The following is a 15737-nucleotide window of genomic DNA, read 5'->3' on the forward strand; positions in this document are numbered from 1 at the left end:
CCTGCGGAATCCACGTCGACCGACGCCGCGCTGCCGCCCCTACCCCCATACCCGGGGGCGGCAGCCCCCTGACAGGCCCCACCGAAATCGTTCACCGAGTGAACTGATGACACCTTCACACATCTGGAAACACCGTGCAACAGATGCGATCGGCGCGTCTGAATCCAGAACGCACCAGGTGTCCGAATGTTCTTCCCTCTTCACCATAAGCGCTGGACGGGGCCTTGCCGCAAGACCCCCTGCGGGGTGCAGAATCGCCTTCCCACCTGTCAGAAGTCCCACCCGCATCGCACCCTCGGAGCCTCTTTGTCAGTGCCGTCCGCCCCGGTCGCCCCCGAACCCAGCACCGTCTTCGACCTGCCGACCAGACTGTCCGCCAAAGCCGACCCCGCTCTCATCGCCGAGGACGAGCGCCATTTCGCCACCATCGCCGCCGGTCTCGCCAAGAGCATCGCCGACGCCACCAACCGGATCGATGTACTCCGCCGGTCCGAGGGCGGCGGAGGTCGCCGGGCCCTCGACCGTGATCTCGAGATCCACGAAACCCTCTCCCGCGTACGCGCGCTGCAGCGTTTCAGCCTCGAAGCGTGTCTGGGTCGCATCGTCGGTGCCGACGGTGAGGTGCTCTACATCGGCCGACTCGGCCTGGCTGCCTCCACCGGCGAGGCCCTGCTCGTCGACTGGCGCACCCCCGCGGCGGCACCGTTTTTCGCCGCCACCCTGCGCGATCCCGCAGGCCTGGTCAGCCGACGCCGCTACCGGTGGACGCGCGGACACATCACCGACTACTGGGATGAGGTGTTCGTCGACGACCCTGCGGTCCTCGATCGTCACGCCGCACTCGACGACCAGTCGGCATTCATCGCGGATCTCGGCGCAGTTCGTTCGCCGCGGATGCGGGACGTGCTGGGCACGATCGCCGCCGACCAGGACGCGATCATCCGCGCCGGTTCGCGCGGGGCGCTGGTCGTCGACGGCGGCCCCGGCACGGGCAAGACGGTCGTGGCCCTGCACCGGGCGGCCTATCTCGTCTACGCCGACCCCCGCCTCGCCGGCAACCGTGGAGGACTTCTCGTCGTCGGTCCGCACCGCCCGTACCTCGCCTACGTCGCCGATGTACTGCCGAGCCTCGGCGAGGAGAGCGTGCAGACCTGCACCCTGTCCGACTTGGTCGCCGAAGGCGATTCGGCGACAACGGAATCCGACGAACGGGTGGCGCAGCTGAAGTCGACCGCGCGGATGGTCGGGGCCGTCGAGCCGGCGGTCGCCTTCTACGAACAACCACCCACGACGCCGCTCGTCGTCGAAACCCCCTGGGACGAGGTCACTCTCACGGCAGCGGACTGGGCCGAGGCCTTCGACGTGCCCGGGCCGGGAACGCCGCACAACGACGGCCGCGACGAGGTGTGGGAGGAACTCGTCTCGATCATCGCCGCCAAGCACGACAACGAGGTTCCCTTCCACGCACTGAGGCGGGCGCTGGCCACCAACCAGGAGCTCACGTCGACGTTCCATCGCGCGTGGCCGGTTCTGCAGCCGGCGGACATCGTCGGCGATCTGTGGTCGGTGCCCGCCTACCTGCGCCGGTGCGCACCGTGGCTGTCGCCGGACGAGGTGCGCGCCCTGCAGCGCGACGTCGCCGACGCCTGGACCGACGCCGACCTCCCGCTGCTCGACGCCGCGCGTCGCCGGGTCGGGCACCCCGAAGCCGCGCTGCGCAGACGTCGGAGGCGTGCGACCGTCGAGACCGAGCACGCGCGGATGAGCCAGGTGGTCGACGATCTCATCGCCGCGCAGGTGCACGACGACGGCGAGGGTCTGATGACGATGCTCCGCGGCGAGGACCTGCGCAACGCACTCGACGACGGCGTCCTCGCCGACAGCGACACCCCGGACCGGCTCGCCGGCCCGTTCGCGCACATCGTCGTCGACGAGGCACAGGAGCTGACCGACGCGCAGTGGCAGATGCTCCTGAGCCGTTGCCCGTCGAGGAGTTTCACGGTGGTCGGCGACCGAGCACAGGCCCGCCACGGATTCACCGAGTCGTGGTCGGATCGGTTGCGGCGAGTCGGGTTCGACGACGTCGCCCAGTCGGGTCTGACCATCAACTACCGGACGCCCGAGCAGATCATGGCCGCCGCGGAACCGGTCATCCGTGCCGCGCTGCCCGACGCCAACGTCCCGACCTCGGTACGCCGTCGCGGTCTGCCCGTACGGTACGGACGACGATCCGAGCTCGCGGCCGTCGTCGACCGCTGGCTGTCCGAGCACGACCACGGCACGGTCTGTGTGATCGGCGACCCGGGATACGCCGGGAACGAGCGGGTCCGGTCGTTGACCCCGACCCTCGCCAAGGGACTCGAGTTCGATCTCGTGGTGCTGGTCGATCCGGAGTCCTTGGGTGAGGGCATCGAAGGAGCCGTGGACCGATACGTGGCGATGACGCGGGCGACGAACGAATTGGTGGTACTCACCACAGAGACGTAGACCACCTCGGTAATGAACGAAGAAACCCGCCACCGGTCACCGGTGGCGGGTTTCTCTCTGTGCGCCCGTAGGGATTCGAACCCCAAACCTTCTGATCCGTAGTCAGATGCTCTATCCGTTGAGCTACGGGCGCGTGTTATTCAGTTGTACCGCCGTCGGCCGACTGCGGTGGCGGAGGCGAGAGGATTTGAACCTCCGGTCCCGTTTTAGCGAGACAACTCATTAGCAGTGAGTCCCATTCGGCCGCTCTGGCACGCCTCCTTGGCGGAGTCCTTTCGAACTGCCGGACGAAAGATTACACACCCGCCGCGTCCACAAGCAAACCGTTTGGTCAGAGCCGGTTTTTGCCCCTCTGACGGGTCGGCCTACATTGGTCTGGTGAGCCTGCGAATCCGCCCCGATCTCGACACCCTTCCCGTCTACGTTCCGGGCAAGACGTTTCCCGGGGCCGTGAAGCTCGCGAGCAACGAGGTCACCGAGGGTCCGTTGCCGAGCGTCGTCGACGCCATCGCCGCAGCCGCGGCCGGAGTCAACCGCTACCCCGACAACGGCATCGTCGAACTCACCGCAGCGCTCGCGAAGAAACTCGGCGTCACCGAGGACGAGGTCCAGGTGGGCTGCGGATCGGTGATCCTCTGCCAGAACCTGATCACCATCACCAGCGGCCCCGGCGACGAGGTGGTCTTCGGCTGGCGGTCGTTCGAGACCTACCCGCTGGCCACGCGGGTGGCGGGGGCGGCGCCGGTCCAGGTGCCGCTGACCGGCGACCTCACCTACGACCTCGACGCGATGGCTGCGGCTGTCACCGACCGGACCCGGTTGATGTTCGTGTGCAATCCGAACAACCCGACCGGCACCGTCGTCGAGGCGGCCGACCTCCGCGCGTTCCTGCAGAAGGTGCCGTCGGACATCCTCGTCGTGCTCGACGAGGCGTACTTCGAGTACCTGCGCCTGCCGGAGAGCCAGGCCTATGACGCACTCGAACTGCGCCGCGAGTTCCCGAATCTCGTGATCTTGCGCACCTTCTCCAAGGCGTACGGCCTCGCCGGTCTCCGCGTCGGTTACGCGATCGCCGACCCCGAGGTCATCACTGCGCTCGGCAAGGTCCACGTGCCCTTCTCGGTGAGCAGCGTCGCCCAGGCGGCCGCGCTCGCGAGCCTCGAGGCCGCGGATGAGCTCGTCGCCCGGACCGACGCCGTGGTCGCCGAACGTGCCCGCGTGACCGAGCGGCTACGGGCCGCCGGCTACCGAGTGCCCGAATCGCAAGCGAACTTCGTCTGGCTCGATCTGGGCGACGCGGCGATGGAGTTCGCGCGGGCCGGCGTCGACGCCGGTGTGGTGATCCGACCGTTCGACGGTGACGGTGTGCGCGTGACGGTCACCAACGCCGTCGAAGGTGACGTCTTCTTGGCGTTCGCCGAGAACTGGGGCGGCCCGCGGGCCTAGAGACCGCGGGCGATGGTCGGCCAGGCGACTTCGAGGTCGCGCTCCCAGTAACCCCACGTGTGGGTGCCGATGAGGCGGAAGCCGTCGGTGTACGGGATACGCGCGGCGCGCAGGGTGACCGCGAACTCGAGCGAGCAGCGGTAGGCGCCCAGCTCGAGGGCCGACGACGACGCTGTCACGACGTCGCGGGACCCCTCCTCGGGGTCGATGCGGCGCTGTAGGTCGAGCGGACCGATGGCCCCGGACCCGGCGGAGAGGAAGATGTTCTTCCCGCGCAGTTTGTCCAGATGATGGTTCGGGTCGTGCGCGCGCCACCCGGCGGAGCCGAAGGGCCCCCACATGTTGGTCGCGTCGCCGCCGTCACGCCCGACCGTCGAGCGCACGTAGGCCTCGTTGAACGGTCCCGTCACCGGCGGGCAACCGCTGAGCGATGCGACGCCGGTGTACATCGCCGGGTTCCGGACGGTGAGCGCGAACGCCGCCTGTCCACCCATGGACAGGCCGATGATCGCGTTGCGCCCGTTGCCGTTGAACCTGCGGTCGACGAGGGGCGGCAGCTCCTTGGTCAGGAACGTCTCCCACATCGGCTTGCCGAGCTTCGCGTCGCGCTGCTTCCAGTCGGTGTAGAAGGTGCCCGACGCTCCGGCCGGAAGCACCACGTTCACGTTCTTGTCGGCGAAGAACCGGCCGGCGCGTCCCTTGGTGATCCAGTCGTTGACGTCCTTGTAGTTGCCGGCGCCGTCGAGCATGTACAACGTCGACCGCGGAGAGGTGGCTCCTACGGGAGTCAGCACGGAGACGCGTATGCGGTCGTTCATGGCCGGCGAGTACACCCAGATGTCGGTACGCTGGGCACTCATCTCCACGGTCTTGGCGATGCGCGCGACAGGTTTCGTTTCCGCATGCCGCGGGGCCGCATGGGCCACGACGGGGGTCAATGCGGCCGTCATCACCAGACTGGCAAGACCCGCGATCAAGCGCCTCGATCTCACGTCAAACTCCCTTACCCGGCAAACCCCGACCGCACCGGAAGCCCTCGTTCGCCATGCATGGGCTCCGCGCCGACCATCTGGACACGTGGCGACATCTAGACTGTCAGACTACCTGCCGCTCGGCAGGTCGGGACGTCGCGAAAGTGGCCGATCCGATACCAACCACCACACAATCGGTGTCCCCGAGTGAAAGTCGCGATGCAAAAACCTCCGAACGGACAGAACTCGCCGAAAGACAGGGTCGAGGACGGGGGTCTGGACGACAACGGGTACGCCTACACCGCCGATGTCCCGGTCCGGTGGTCGGACATGGACGCATTCGGGCACATCAACCACGCGCGCATGGTCACCCTCATGGAAGAGGCGCGCATCGCATGGCTCCTCAGCGCCGGTGAGGAGTACGCCCCGCTGATCACCAGCGCGATGATCGTCCACGTCGACATCCGGTACCAGGCCCAACTCCGACACGACGACTCGCCGCTGCGAATCGGCATGTGGATCAAGAACTTCCGCTCGGTCGATTTCACCATCGGCTACGAGATCCGGGGTGCACACGCCGACCCGTCGAGCCGCCCGGCGTGTGTGGCGAGCACCCAGATGGCCGTCGTCGACGTGGAGAAACACACGCTCCGCCGCCTCAGCCCCGGCGAGAAGGATTATCTCCAGGCCTGGTCACGACGGCTCGTAACGGGCCGGTAGCTCCCGCGGTACAGCCGGCGAGATCCGGGCGATGTTGCCCTGCAACACATCCCGGTAGATCCGAAGTTGCTCTTCACCGCTGCGCACCTGCTCGCTGAGACGCTTGGCGTTGTCGACCGAGATCTCCCGGTCACCCGAACGCGCAACCAGCGCGTCGATGCGGTCGTCCAGGGTCATCGCCTTGTTGTACTCGGCGAGCACCTGGAGTTCGACGGCCGCCGACTCGACGACGTGCGCAACCTCGCCGAGGGCCTGGACGCGATCGATGAGTTCACTCCATACCGGGCGTAGCGTCGTCTCGCGCTGGTCGATCTGGGCTGCGAAGGTGCGATCGAATCCGCCGTTGTGTTTCGCGCGGTCGAGGTCGATGCGGACCGCGCGCAGGGCGATCACGTCGGCGGCGATCTCGGCCAGTTCCGCGTGCAGGTTGACCTGGGTGCGCTGCACCTCGAAGTGATCCGAACGCCACGCGGGATTGCCGACGATGCGGTCGTAGTAGTGGCCGGCGATGAACAGCAGGGTCTCGTAGCCGTCGACGAAAGTCGCCGACCGCGGGGCGCCTGCCTGCGCCGAGTCGCGACCGTTGGTCAGGAGCTGATCGGCCCACTGCCCGGCCTGCGGGTTGCCCGACTTCGCGGCGACCTGCCCGACGACGCCGGCGATGCGGTCGATGGCCGCGGTGCCCGCGCGTCGGACGTAGCCCGAGGAGTTGACGTTGGGGGTCGGCGTGCACAGCAGGCCGGAGAAGAGCCGTTCGCGTTCCTCGATCTCGAGGTAGATGTTCTCGCGGCGCTCGCGGCGGATCGCTCGCGTTCCGGAGGCGAGGACGCCCTTGGCGGTCACGATGTGCTTGCGTGCGTCGTCGCGGCGTCGCTGGAGACCGTTCAGCCGGTTGCGCATGACCGCGCCCACGACACTCGGGACGACCGGGTTGGACAGCTGGTGTTCGAGCTGGACGATCGCGCGCTGCAGGCGGCGCAGGTCACCGAAACCGGCGGGGACCGTCGGCATCGGTCGGCCCGTCGAGATCCTCCGCACCACGATCGCCCGGCCCCCGGGAGTCAGGTAACCGGCAGCGACGAGCAGCGCTGCGGTGTCGGACAGCTCGCGGCGCTCACCCGGCAGTGCCGACCGGTCGCACCACTCCCGGATCTGCTCGCTGCTGCGCGCAGGCATCCGCCCCTGCCCTCTCGAGCCGTACTCGACCATGCCACTGCCGCCTTACCTGGGAGAATCGGTGCGCCCCCGTTTCCGCATACACCGGTTCCGATGCTACCCGCGGCTCCGGACACGCCTGGGTGACCGTGATCTCCTCACCTGGGCTCACGCGAGTGGCCGGGCTGACACGATGTGGGCATGACCGATTCCGCCGAGGCCGACACCGGACAGCACGCGAACGAGCGGGTACGCGGCCAGCTGTGGCGCGGCGGCGAAGCCGTGGACGGCTTCGACATCGACGCGATCTCGGACTGTCTCGATGCCGACGATCCCGACACCCTCATCTGGGCCGACCTCGAGTGCCCGACCCACGAGACCCTGTCGAGGGTCGCTTCCGAACTCGACCTCGATCCCTTCGCGGTGGAGGACACCGTGGCGGCGGCCGAACGCGTGAAGACGGTGATGTACTCCGGCCACACGTTCGTCATGGTCTACGCGATCGCCCTGCACGACGGCGACGCCGGTCAGACCGAGGCCGACGATGTCGCGGACGACCAGCCCACGACGAACTTCGGACCGTCGGCGAACGGCCGCGCCCGGATGTTCGACCTCCACCGGATCTCGATCTTCATCAAACGGAACGTCCTGATCACCGTGCGCCCGACGCCGGACTTCGACATGGACGAGGTCGTCCGCCGCTGGGCGGAGAGCGGCGCGATGCAATACGGCATGGGCGCGCTCGTCCACGGCCTACTCGATGTCGTCGTCGATGGGCATTTCGACGCTGTGCAGCGGCTCGACGACGAGATCGAGGACCTCGAGGCGCTGCTCTTCGACGAGCGCGTCCCGGGCCGGGAGCTCCAGCGCCGCACCTACGATCTGCGCAAAGACCTCGTCGTGCTGCGACGGGTGGTCCTGCCGATGCGTGAGGTGATCGCCGGCATCCAGCGGCGTCGTCTCGAGAACCACGCGCCGCCCGAACTCGACCCCCACTTCTCCGATCTCTACGACCACGCCCTGCGCGCGACCGAGTGGACGGAGTCGTTGCGGGACATGATCACCACCGTCTTCGAGACGAGCCTGACACTCGCCGACGCGCGGCTGAACACCGTGATGAAGAAGCTGACCGCCTGGGCCGCGATCATCGCGGTACCGACCGCGATCACCGGTTTCTACGGACAGAACGTGCCGTTCCCGGGGTATCTCGACAACGCCGGTTTCATCATGAGCATCTGTTTGATAGTTGTTGTCGTGCTGGGTCTCTACATCTCCTTCCGACGCCGCGATTGGTTGTGACACGACGTTGAACTCCCCTGCCATCACGATCGATGGATTGACCAAGCGCTTCGGCGCGGTCACCGCGGTCGACGATCTGTCCTTCACGGTCGCGCCGGGGCGCGTGACCGGTTTCCTCGGTCCGAACGGTTCGGGCAAGACGACCACGCTCCGGATGCTGTTGGGGCTCGTCGAGCCGACAGCGGGACGCGCGCTCATCGGCGACCGCCCGTACCGGCAGATCCGCCGTCCCGCGCAGGAGGTCGGGGCAGCATTGGAGGCGTCGAGCTTCCACCCGGGCCGCACGGGGCTCGGCCATCTCACCGCGCTCGCACCGCAGGTGGGTGTCTCGAAGGCCCGGTGCAAAGAGGTCCTCGACTACGTGGGACTGACCGCGGCCGCAGATCGCCGCGTCGGCGGCTACTCGATGGGGATGCGGCAGCGGCTGGGCCTGGCGACGGCGCTGCTCGGCGATCCCCGCGTCATCATTCTCGACGAGCCGGCGAACGGTCTCGATCCACAGGGCATCGTCTGGCTGCGCGGGCTGCTGCGGTCGCTGGCCCGCGAGGGGCGGACGGTGTTGCTGTCCAGTCATGTTCTGGCAGAGGTGCGTAGCACGGTCGACGATGTGGTGGTCATCGGCAACGGCCGGCTGATCCGCGCGTCGACGCTGACCGACTTCGAGGGCCTGGCCGTCCACGCGGTCGGGGTCCGCACCCCGAGCCCCGCGTCGTTCGTGGCACTGGCGCGCGAGCGCCACTGGCAGATCGAGGACGCCCCCGGAGGTTTCCGCGTCCACGGCGTCGACACCGCCACCGTCGGCTCCGCGGCCTTCGGTGCCGGCATCGAGCTGCACGAACTCGCCGACGCCGGAGCCGATCTCGAGACCGTCTTCCTGCAACTGACCGGTTCGGCCACGCCGTCGATGGGAGCTGTGCGATGAGGGCGGCGCTGGTCGCGGAATACCGCAAGTTCGTCTCGACCCGGATGTGGTGGGTGCTGCTCGTCGCGATGGTCGGGTATCTGGCCTTCATCGGTGCGGTACTTGCCTTTTCGCTGAACTCCGAGAGCGCGATGAACCAGCCGGTGCTGCTCTCCGGCGGCGACCTCGCACGGTCGATCTACGCGCTGACCTCGCCGATCGGTTACGTCTTCGCGCTGGTGATCGGCAGCCTGGCGATGACCGGCGAGTTCCGCCACAAGACCATCACCGCCAGCCTCCTCGTCGAGCCGCGACGCGGAGTCCTGTTGCTGGCCAAGCTGATCGCAGGTATCCCGATCGGAGCGCTGTACGGCATCCTCGGGACGCTCGCGGTGGTGGCGACCGCCGCCCCGGTCCTCACACTGGTCGGCGACGGCGCCTATCTCGGCGACGCATCGACCATCGAGGTGATCGCCCTGTCGATGCTCGTGATGGTGTTGTGGACCGCGCTGGGCGTCGCGTTCGGCGCCCTCGTCTCCAACCAGGTGGCCGCGATCGTCATCCTGCTGGCGTTCACCCAGCTCGTCGAGCCGATCGCGCGGCTCGCCCTGGCCGCCTTCGACGCCACCGCGTCGGTGTCGAAGTTCCTGCCCGGCTCCGCGGCCGACGCCCTGGTCGGCACGAGTTTCTACGCCAGTATGGGTGAAGGTGCCGGGGATCTGCTCCCGCAGTGGGCCGGCGCTCTCGTGATGCTCGCCTACATCGCCGTGTTCGCGCTGATCGGCCGGTACACGACGCTGCGTCGCGACATCGCCTAGCTGCGGCTGCGGCGGGGCGCATCTGAGGCCCGTCGTTGCGATCCGGTCACAACACCTGCCCCTTCCGTCACATCTGCCCCATACTCGACGGATCGACCGACCGACGACAGGGGCTGCCGCATGCGACGACACCGCACGGTGACCGGAGTACTGGCCGCGGTCGGAACGTTGCTCGTCGCGCTCGTACTCACCCCGGGAGTCCCGTCCGCCGTCGCCGACGACAACACCGCTCGCATCGTCTCCTCGGCCGCCTTCGACGGCCGTGAGCGCCTGCAGATCTGGTCGCCGTCGATGGGTCGCGAGATCACCGTCGACGTCCAGCATGCGGCCGGGGACGCCAAGCGGCCGACGCTGTACATGCTCGACGGCGCCGAAGCGCACGACGAGGAGTCCGGCTGGTACGCGATGACGAATTTGCAGCAGTTGGCCGCCGGCGAGAAGCTCAACGTCGTGACGCCGGTCGGCGATCCGCACAGTTATTACACCGACTGGCGCGCAGTCGATCCCGGCGTCGGCAAGAAGTACATGTACGAGACGTTCCTGACCGAGGAGCTACCCCCGCTGATCGACGGGGAATACGGCGGCAACGGTCGCAACGCCATCGCCGGGGCGTCGATGGGCGGGGTCGCTGCCCTCACACTCGCCACACGCCGCCCGGCGCTCTACAGCGGGGTGGCCGGTTACAGCGACTGCGCCAACATCTCGAGCCCCCAGAACCAGCTGCTCACCCGGTGGGACGTGAGCCGCGGCGGCGGTAACGCGGACAACATGTGGGGCCCGATGGGCGACCCCGAGTGGAGCGCCCACGATCCCTACGTCAACGCGGAGAAGCTGCGCGGCAAGACCATCTACATGTCGTCGGGCAACGGTCTACCCGGGAAGTACAACAACCTGCTCGCCGACCCGATCGACGAGACCCTCCAGGGCATGATCGGCGAGTTCGGCAGCTGGACCTGCACCGGGCAGATGAGCAATCGCCTGAAGCGCCTCGGCATCCCGTACACCTCCAACCTGCGACCCAGCGGCACCCACAAGTGGGGCTACTGGAAGGACGAGCTGGCTGTCTCCTGGCCGATCCTGATGCGGTCGGTCGGACTGCGCTGATTCACGCGGGACGCGGGATGGCCGCCGAGAGACCCTGCCCGATCCATGACGGGATCTCGCGGACGACGTCGGCGGGCGCGTGGATGTCGACACGGCTCTCGGTGAGCGCACAGCGCCAGTCGGTGTCTCCGCGCCAGATCTCGGTGAGAGTCCGCAGGTCCGTTTCGACCGTTGCGTCCACCTCGTACCCCGGGTCGAAGTCGCATACCTGGGCGTCGCCGGCCGACACGACCAGCCACCAGGATCGCGACTTGCCGATCACATCGCGAAAGACGAACTGCACCATGGTCCGTCGACGCGGCCACCGGTCGATCGGGATGGTCCGTCGCATGTCCCACATCAGCAGGTGAGGATCGAGGTCGGCGTCGCCGAGCTCACCGACCCAGCGAATTCCCCACTCGCTCAGCGCATCCACCACCGGCATGAGTTCTTGCCCCATGGCCGTCAGGGTGTACACCGAACGACCACCGACCTCCGATCTGTGGACCACCCCGGCGCGTTCCAGACTGCGTAATCGCTTGGTCAGGAGCGCCGGTGACATCTTCGGCACCCCGCGTCGAAGTTCGTTGAAATGCCTACTCCCCAGCAGCATTTCGCGAATGATCAGAATCGTCCAGCGTTCGTCGAGCAACTCCATCGCCTTCGCAACGGGGCAGAACTGTCCGTACGACGTCATCGCAATCCTCCCTCACGTCGTCGACTCCAAGTACACACCCACCGCACCCCGTTGACCAGTACAGAATGTGAACCGGCTCCGGTACAGATGTTGGTCTGGCGAGAAGTGGCCGGGACGGCGGAAGCTCGAGATGTCCGAAGACACCACGAGCACGAGGATTCACCATGACCACGATCCACCCCACCCCGTTCGGCGCCGAGATCAAGGCCAAGCACCGCAAGCTGTGGGCGGCGGGTGACTACCCCGCCGTCGCCGATCTGATCGCGCCTCTGGGTAGGCGCCTCGTCGACGCCTTGCATATCCAGACCGGCGAGAAGGTCCTCGACGTCGCGGCCGGTGCCGGCAACGTCGCGGTTCCCGCGGCCCGGGCCGGCGGTCACGTCGTCGCCACTGATCTGACGCCCGAGCTGTTGGAGACCGGCGAGGCACGGCACAAGGATCTCGGCATCACCTGGCGCACCGCTGATGCCGAGGATCTCCCGTTCGATGAGGACGACTTCGACATCGCGACCTCCTGCGTCGGCGTCATGTTTGCGCCGAACCACCAGAAGTGCGCCGATGAACTCGTCCGCGTCGTCCGACCCGGCGGACGGATCGGCCTGATCAACTGGACGCCAACCGGTTTCATCGGCGAGTTGTTCGGTGTCATGAAGCCGTACGCACCGCCACCGCCTCCCGGTGCACAGCCCGGCCCGCTCTGGGGCAGCACCGACCACGTGCGATCCCTGTTCGACGGCCGCGTGACCGATCACCGGTTCACCACCACTACCGTGAGGATCGACGAGTTCCCCGACGGCGCCGCCTTCCGGGACTTCTTCAAGGCGCACTACGGCCCGACGATCGTGACCTTCCGCAACATCGCCGACGACCCGACCCGGGTCGCCGCACTCGACACCGCCATCGCCGCGCTCGCCAACCGGTACATCACCGACGGCCACATGGAGTGGGAGTATCTGCAGGCGGTGCTCACCGTCGTGTGAGCCACCCGGCTCGGCTCAAGCGTTCGCGAACGCCGCCTCGGATTCCGGGTTACGGACGACGTACCGCCGGGCGATCGTGAAGCAGACGGCCGCGAGGATCGACGAGGCGATCATGATGCAGGCCATCGGGACCGCGGTGTCGTCACCGGCGAGGCCGCCGAGCGGGGACAGCGCTCCGCCGACGAGGAACATGATTCCGCCGAGCAGGGCACTGCCGGCGCCGGCGGCGTCGTGGGTGTGTTCCATCGCAAGAGCGGCCGCATTGCCGAAGATGAAGCCGATCGCCGTGGCGAGCACGAACAACGGGACGACGAGCAGGGCCGGCACCGGCGACACCGCTGCGCCGAGCACCCCGAATGCGGCGAGGATCAGTACGGGCAGGCTGCACTTGATGGTCGTCGCGGGATGGATCTGCCGACGCGCCAGCCTCGACGAGATCAGTCCGCCACCCATCATTCCGAGGGCGTTGGCCGCAAAGGCGCAGCCGTACACCAGCTCCGACGTCCCGATGACGTTCTGGTAGACGAACGACGAACTCGAGATATACGCCATCAGTGCCCCGAACGCGAAGGCCTGCGTCAGCACATAGGCCATGAATGCCGGGCGCCTCAACCGACCGAGCAGGTCCCCGAACCGAAGTCGTGGTGCGCGACTCGCCTGCGGCAGGGTCTCCGGCACCGAGGTGACCGCGCCGATCAGCTGCAGCACTGCGGTCGCAAGGATCACCGCGAGGATGCCGCGCCACGGAACATGGCCCGCCAGAACGCCTCCCACGAGCGGTGCGACGACCGGCGCGAGACTCTGGATGCTCATCATCAGCGTCATCGACCGGGCACCGGCGAAGCCGCGGAGGAGGTCGGCGATCACCGCGCGGGCGATCACCATTCCCGATGCCGCCGCGAGCGCCTGCACGAATCGGGCACCGATCAGCACCTCGATGTTCGGCGCCGCAACCACAACCACACCGGCGATGACCGCACCGGCCGAGCCGATGACGAGCGGGAGTCGTCGACCGAACCGGTCCGAGATCGGCCCCCAGATGACCTGGCCGACACCCACACCGATCAGGAACGCGGTCAGCGTCAGCTGTACTTGCGTGGCGTCGGTGTGCAGCGAGTCCTGGACCTCGATGAACGACGGCAGGTACAGGTCGGTTGCGATCGGCGCGGTCGCCGACAGGAGCGCCAGGGTGAACAGGAGGCGCGCGCCCAGGCCGTCGCGGGTGGTCGATGCAGAGCTCGTCACCGGCGGGAGATTATCAGCCCAGCTAAGGACCTGCGGGGGACAGACCGCCCGAGGACGCCGGCGACACGTCGTCGACCTCGGCGTATTCCACGACCAGGGGCGCATGGTCGGAGAGCCGCATCTCGGGTGCGGCTTCCTTGTCGACCTCGACCCACCGCGCCCGACGTGCGAGCCCGGGCGTCGCGAGATGGTGGTCGATGCGCCAGCCGACGTCCTTGACGAAGGACTCCCCTGCCCAGCTCCACCAGGTCAGCGGCCCCGGACGGTCGCCGTGGAGGGCGCGTACCACGTCGACGAGGCGGCGCGGTCCGGTGATCTGCCGAACCATTCCCGTTCCTCGGGCAGAAAGCCTTCCATCTTGCGGGCCGCACGCCAGTTGGTGACGTCGTGTTCGAGATGGGCGACGTTGAGGTCGCCGAGCAGCAGGAACTCCCGCCCCGCACGTCGTGCCTCGAGCCGGTTGCGCTGCAGCTCACGGGCGAACGCCCCCAGGAACCGTTGTTTGCGTGCATGTTTGGCGCCGCCGTCGGGCTTCTCCCGCATCGACCCCGGACGCTGCAGCTCCGCGGGCAGACCACCCTTGGGTAGATAGATGTTGGCGACGGTGAGCGGCCGGTCCGCCAGGTCGACCTCGACGTACCGTCCTTCGAGCGCGAAGGCGTTGGCCGCGTGCTTTCGGGGGATGCGTCAGCCAGGTACGCACCGCGGCGGGTGCGCTGCGGGTCAGGATCGCGACGCCGTTCCGGCCTGGGATGGTGCCGACGTCGACGGCAGCGGTGTAGCCGGCGAACTCTCCGACGTCGTCGATTCCGCACCGCAACTCCTGCAGACCCACCACATCGGGATTGCGCTGCGCCAGCCAATCGTCGAAACCGCGTCGACGCGCCGCCCGAATCCCGTTGACGTTGAACGATGCAACGGTGAATCCGTCGATACTCATGGAACACCTCTCAGTCGCGTTCAAGTTAGTGGCACGCGCGGGCCGACACCAACCAAGGGTGCGCGGGGTTATGCTGGCCGGAGACTGTGCCGAGAACGAGGAGGTGGTACCCGTGAACGATTCGACGTGGGTGCTCCTCGCAGGGGTCACGGTCGGGCGATAGGTCGTCCGGGAGCGCCGCAGACGAGTACTCCCGAGGACGGAACCATGCCATTCTCCCCCGCGCATTTCACCACCGAACGACGCCTCGACGACGGCGTCCTCGAACGCGACTTCATCATCGACGGCATCCCCGGCACGCTGTGGACGCCTCCCACGACACCCGCGCGACTCATCCTCGCCGGACACCCGGGCGGGTTGCAGAGCATGCACCCCCGACTCGTGGCCAGGGCACGTAGCGCCGCAGCCAGCGGATTCGCGACTGCGACGATCGAACTCCCCGGCAGCGGCGACCGGGACCCGCTACCCGACGTCGATCACGCCCGCACCGAACTCCGCACTGTCCTGGCGTCCGGGCGACCGGTCACCGAGGACATCATCGACCGGCTCGTGCTCCCGATCGTCGACAGGGCGGTGCCGGAGCTGCAGGCGACCATCGACGCGCTGCTCACTCTCCCCGACGTCGACGGCCCGGTCGGTTACTCGGGTGGTGTGACCGCGATCGGCGTACGCCTCACCCTGGTCGAGCCGCGTATCGCCGCCCTCGGACTCTTCGCCGGCAGCTACCTACCGCGCGCCACACTGCAGGAGGCCCGCAAGGTCGACGTCCCGGTGCACGTCCTGATGCAGTGGGACGATGCCTGGAACGACCGTCAACGAGCCCTCGAACTGTTCGATGCCCTCGGCTCACCGGAGAAGACCCTGCAGGCGAACATGGGCGGGCACACCGGGATTCCGCCGCACGCGGGCGAGGATGCCGGCCGCTTCTTCGCTCGGCTTCTGGGAGTTGCACTGCCGCAATGACCGTGGCGCACCAACCACGTCGGAGCCCGTTG

At 67.8% G+C, this 15737-nt stretch carries 14 protein-coding genes, 2 tRNA genes and 1 pseudogene; 9 read left to right on the forward strand and 8 right to left on the reverse strand.

Features of this window, described 5'->3' with window-relative positions; genetic code table 11:
• Positions 1-306: 306 nt before the first annotated feature.
• On the forward strand, positions 307-2487 hold the full coding sequence (helR, locus tag M1L58_RS06105; protein WP_248658208.1) for an RNA polymerase recycling motor ATPase HelR: 2181 nt from the start codon (positions 307-309) through the stop codon (positions 2485-2487).
• Positions 2488-2547: 60 nt separating this feature from the next.
• Here helR and M1L58_RS06110 read toward each other — a convergent pair.
• Both M1L58_RS06110 and M1L58_RS06115 read right to left on the reverse strand, forming a co-directional pair.
• Positions 2548-2620: transfer RNA gene (locus tag M1L58_RS06110), tRNA-Arg, on the reverse strand.
• A 36-nt stretch (positions 2621-2656) separates the two neighbouring features.
• A tRNA-Ser gene (locus tag M1L58_RS06115) sits at positions 2657-2748 on the reverse strand.
• Positions 2749-2865: 117 nt separating this feature from the next.
• Between M1L58_RS06115 and hisC the strand changes: the two genes are divergently transcribed.
• The gene (gene hisC, locus M1L58_RS06120) at positions 2866-3933 is read left to right on the forward strand and encodes a histidinol-phosphate transaminase (protein WP_248658209.1); all 1068 of its coding nucleotides are present in this window, start codon (positions 2866-2868) and stop codon (positions 3931-3933) included.
• Here the strand turns inward: hisC and M1L58_RS06125 are convergent.
• Positions 3930-4883, reverse strand: coding sequence for an alpha/beta hydrolase (locus tag M1L58_RS06125; protein WP_248658210.1), 954 nt, complete (start codon positions 4881-4883; stop codon positions 3930-3932). The two genes, hisC and M1L58_RS06125, sit on opposite strands and share 4 nt — an antisense overlap.
• A 240-nt stretch (positions 4884-5123) precedes the next feature.
• Between M1L58_RS06125 and M1L58_RS06130 the strand changes: the two genes are divergently transcribed.
• Positions 5124-5624: an acyl-CoA thioesterase gene (locus M1L58_RS06130; RefSeq protein WP_248658211.1), complete on the forward strand. Its 501-nt coding sequence runs from the start codon at positions 5124-5126 to the stop codon at positions 5622-5624.
• On the opposite strand, the gene M1L58_RS06135 is transcribed toward M1L58_RS06130, so the two are convergent.
• On the reverse strand, positions 5598-6833 hold the full coding sequence (locus M1L58_RS06135; protein WP_248658212.1) for a hypothetical protein: 1236 nt from the start codon (positions 6831-6833) through the stop codon (positions 5598-5600). The genes M1L58_RS06130 and M1L58_RS06135 overlap by 27 nt on opposite strands.
• A 147-nt stretch (positions 6834-6980) precedes the next feature.
• Here M1L58_RS06135 and M1L58_RS06140 point away from each other — a divergent pair, with 147 nt between their 5' ends.
• From M1L58_RS06140 to M1L58_RS06155, 4 genes are all read left to right on the forward strand, one after another.
• The gene (locus tag M1L58_RS06140; protein ID WP_248658213.1) at positions 6981-8078 is read left to right on the forward strand and encodes a magnesium transporter CorA family protein; all 1098 of its coding nucleotides are present in this window, start codon (positions 6981-6983) and stop codon (positions 8076-8078) included.
• A 7-nt stretch (positions 8079-8085) separates the two neighbouring features.
• Positions 8086-9000, forward strand: a complete 915-nt coding sequence (locus M1L58_RS06145) for an ABC transporter ATP-binding protein (RefSeq protein WP_248658214.1) — start codon at positions 8086-8088, stop codon at positions 8998-9000.
• Positions 8997-9797, forward strand: coding sequence for an ABC transporter permease subunit (locus tag M1L58_RS06150; RefSeq protein WP_248658215.1), 801 nt, complete (start codon positions 8997-8999; stop codon positions 9795-9797). The genes M1L58_RS06145 and M1L58_RS06150 overlap by 4 nt, the downstream gene beginning before the upstream one ends.
• Before the next feature lie 120 nt (positions 9798-9917).
• Complete coding sequence (locus tag M1L58_RS06155) at positions 9918-10901, forward strand: alpha/beta hydrolase (protein WP_006867132.1); 984 nt, start codon at positions 9918-9920, stop codon at positions 10899-10901.
• A gap of 1 nt (position 10902) precedes the next feature.
• Here the strand turns inward: M1L58_RS06155 and M1L58_RS06160 are convergent, their stop codons facing one another.
• Complete coding sequence (locus M1L58_RS06160) at positions 10903-11577, reverse strand: winged helix-turn-helix transcriptional regulator (RefSeq protein ID WP_248658216.1); 675 nt, start codon at positions 11575-11577, stop codon at positions 10903-10905.
• 164 nt (positions 11578-11741) lie between these two features.
• On the opposite strand from M1L58_RS06160, the gene M1L58_RS06165 reads away from it, so the two are divergent.
• Positions 11742-12557: a class I SAM-dependent methyltransferase gene (locus M1L58_RS06165; RefSeq protein ID WP_248658217.1), complete on the forward strand. Its 816-nt coding sequence runs from the start codon at positions 11742-11744 to the stop codon at positions 12555-12557.
• A gap of 15 nt (positions 12558-12572) precedes the next feature.
• On the opposite strand, the gene M1L58_RS06170 is transcribed toward M1L58_RS06165, so the two are convergent.
• The 3 genes and pseudogenes from M1L58_RS06170 to M1L58_RS23600 all read right to left on the reverse strand — a co-directional run bounded on the left by M1L58_RS06170 (position 12573) and on the right by M1L58_RS23600 (position 14970).
• Positions 12573-13802, reverse strand: coding sequence for a multidrug effflux MFS transporter (locus M1L58_RS06170; protein ID WP_248658218.1), 1230 nt, complete (start codon positions 13800-13802; stop codon positions 12573-12575).
• Positions 13803-13824: 22 nt separating this feature from the next.
• Positions 13825-14345 (reverse strand): annotated as a pseudogene (locus tag M1L58_RS23595) (exodeoxyribonuclease III).
• Positions 14275-14970: an endonuclease/exonuclease/phosphatase family protein gene (locus M1L58_RS23600; protein WP_374112667.1), complete on the reverse strand. Its 696-nt coding sequence runs from the start codon at positions 14968-14970 to the stop codon at positions 14275-14277. Before M1L58_RS23600 ends, M1L58_RS23595 begins: the two are co-directional and overlap by 71 nt.
• Here M1L58_RS23600 and M1L58_RS06180 point away from each other — a divergent pair.
• Positions 14950-15705 carry an alpha/beta hydrolase gene (locus tag M1L58_RS06180; protein ID WP_248658219.1) on the forward strand — a complete coding sequence of 252 codons (756 nt, stop codon included), beginning with the start codon at positions 14950-14952 and terminating at the stop codon, positions 15703-15705. The genes M1L58_RS23600 and M1L58_RS06180 overlap by 21 nt on opposite strands.
• Positions 15706-15737 lie beyond the last annotated feature (32 nt).

Origin of the sequence: Gordonia sp. C13, from assembly GCF_023218005.1 — a bacterium.
In the GTDB taxonomy this organism is placed as follows: Bacteria; Actinomycetota; Actinomycetes; order Mycobacteriales; family Mycobacteriaceae; genus Gordonia; species Gordonia namibiensis.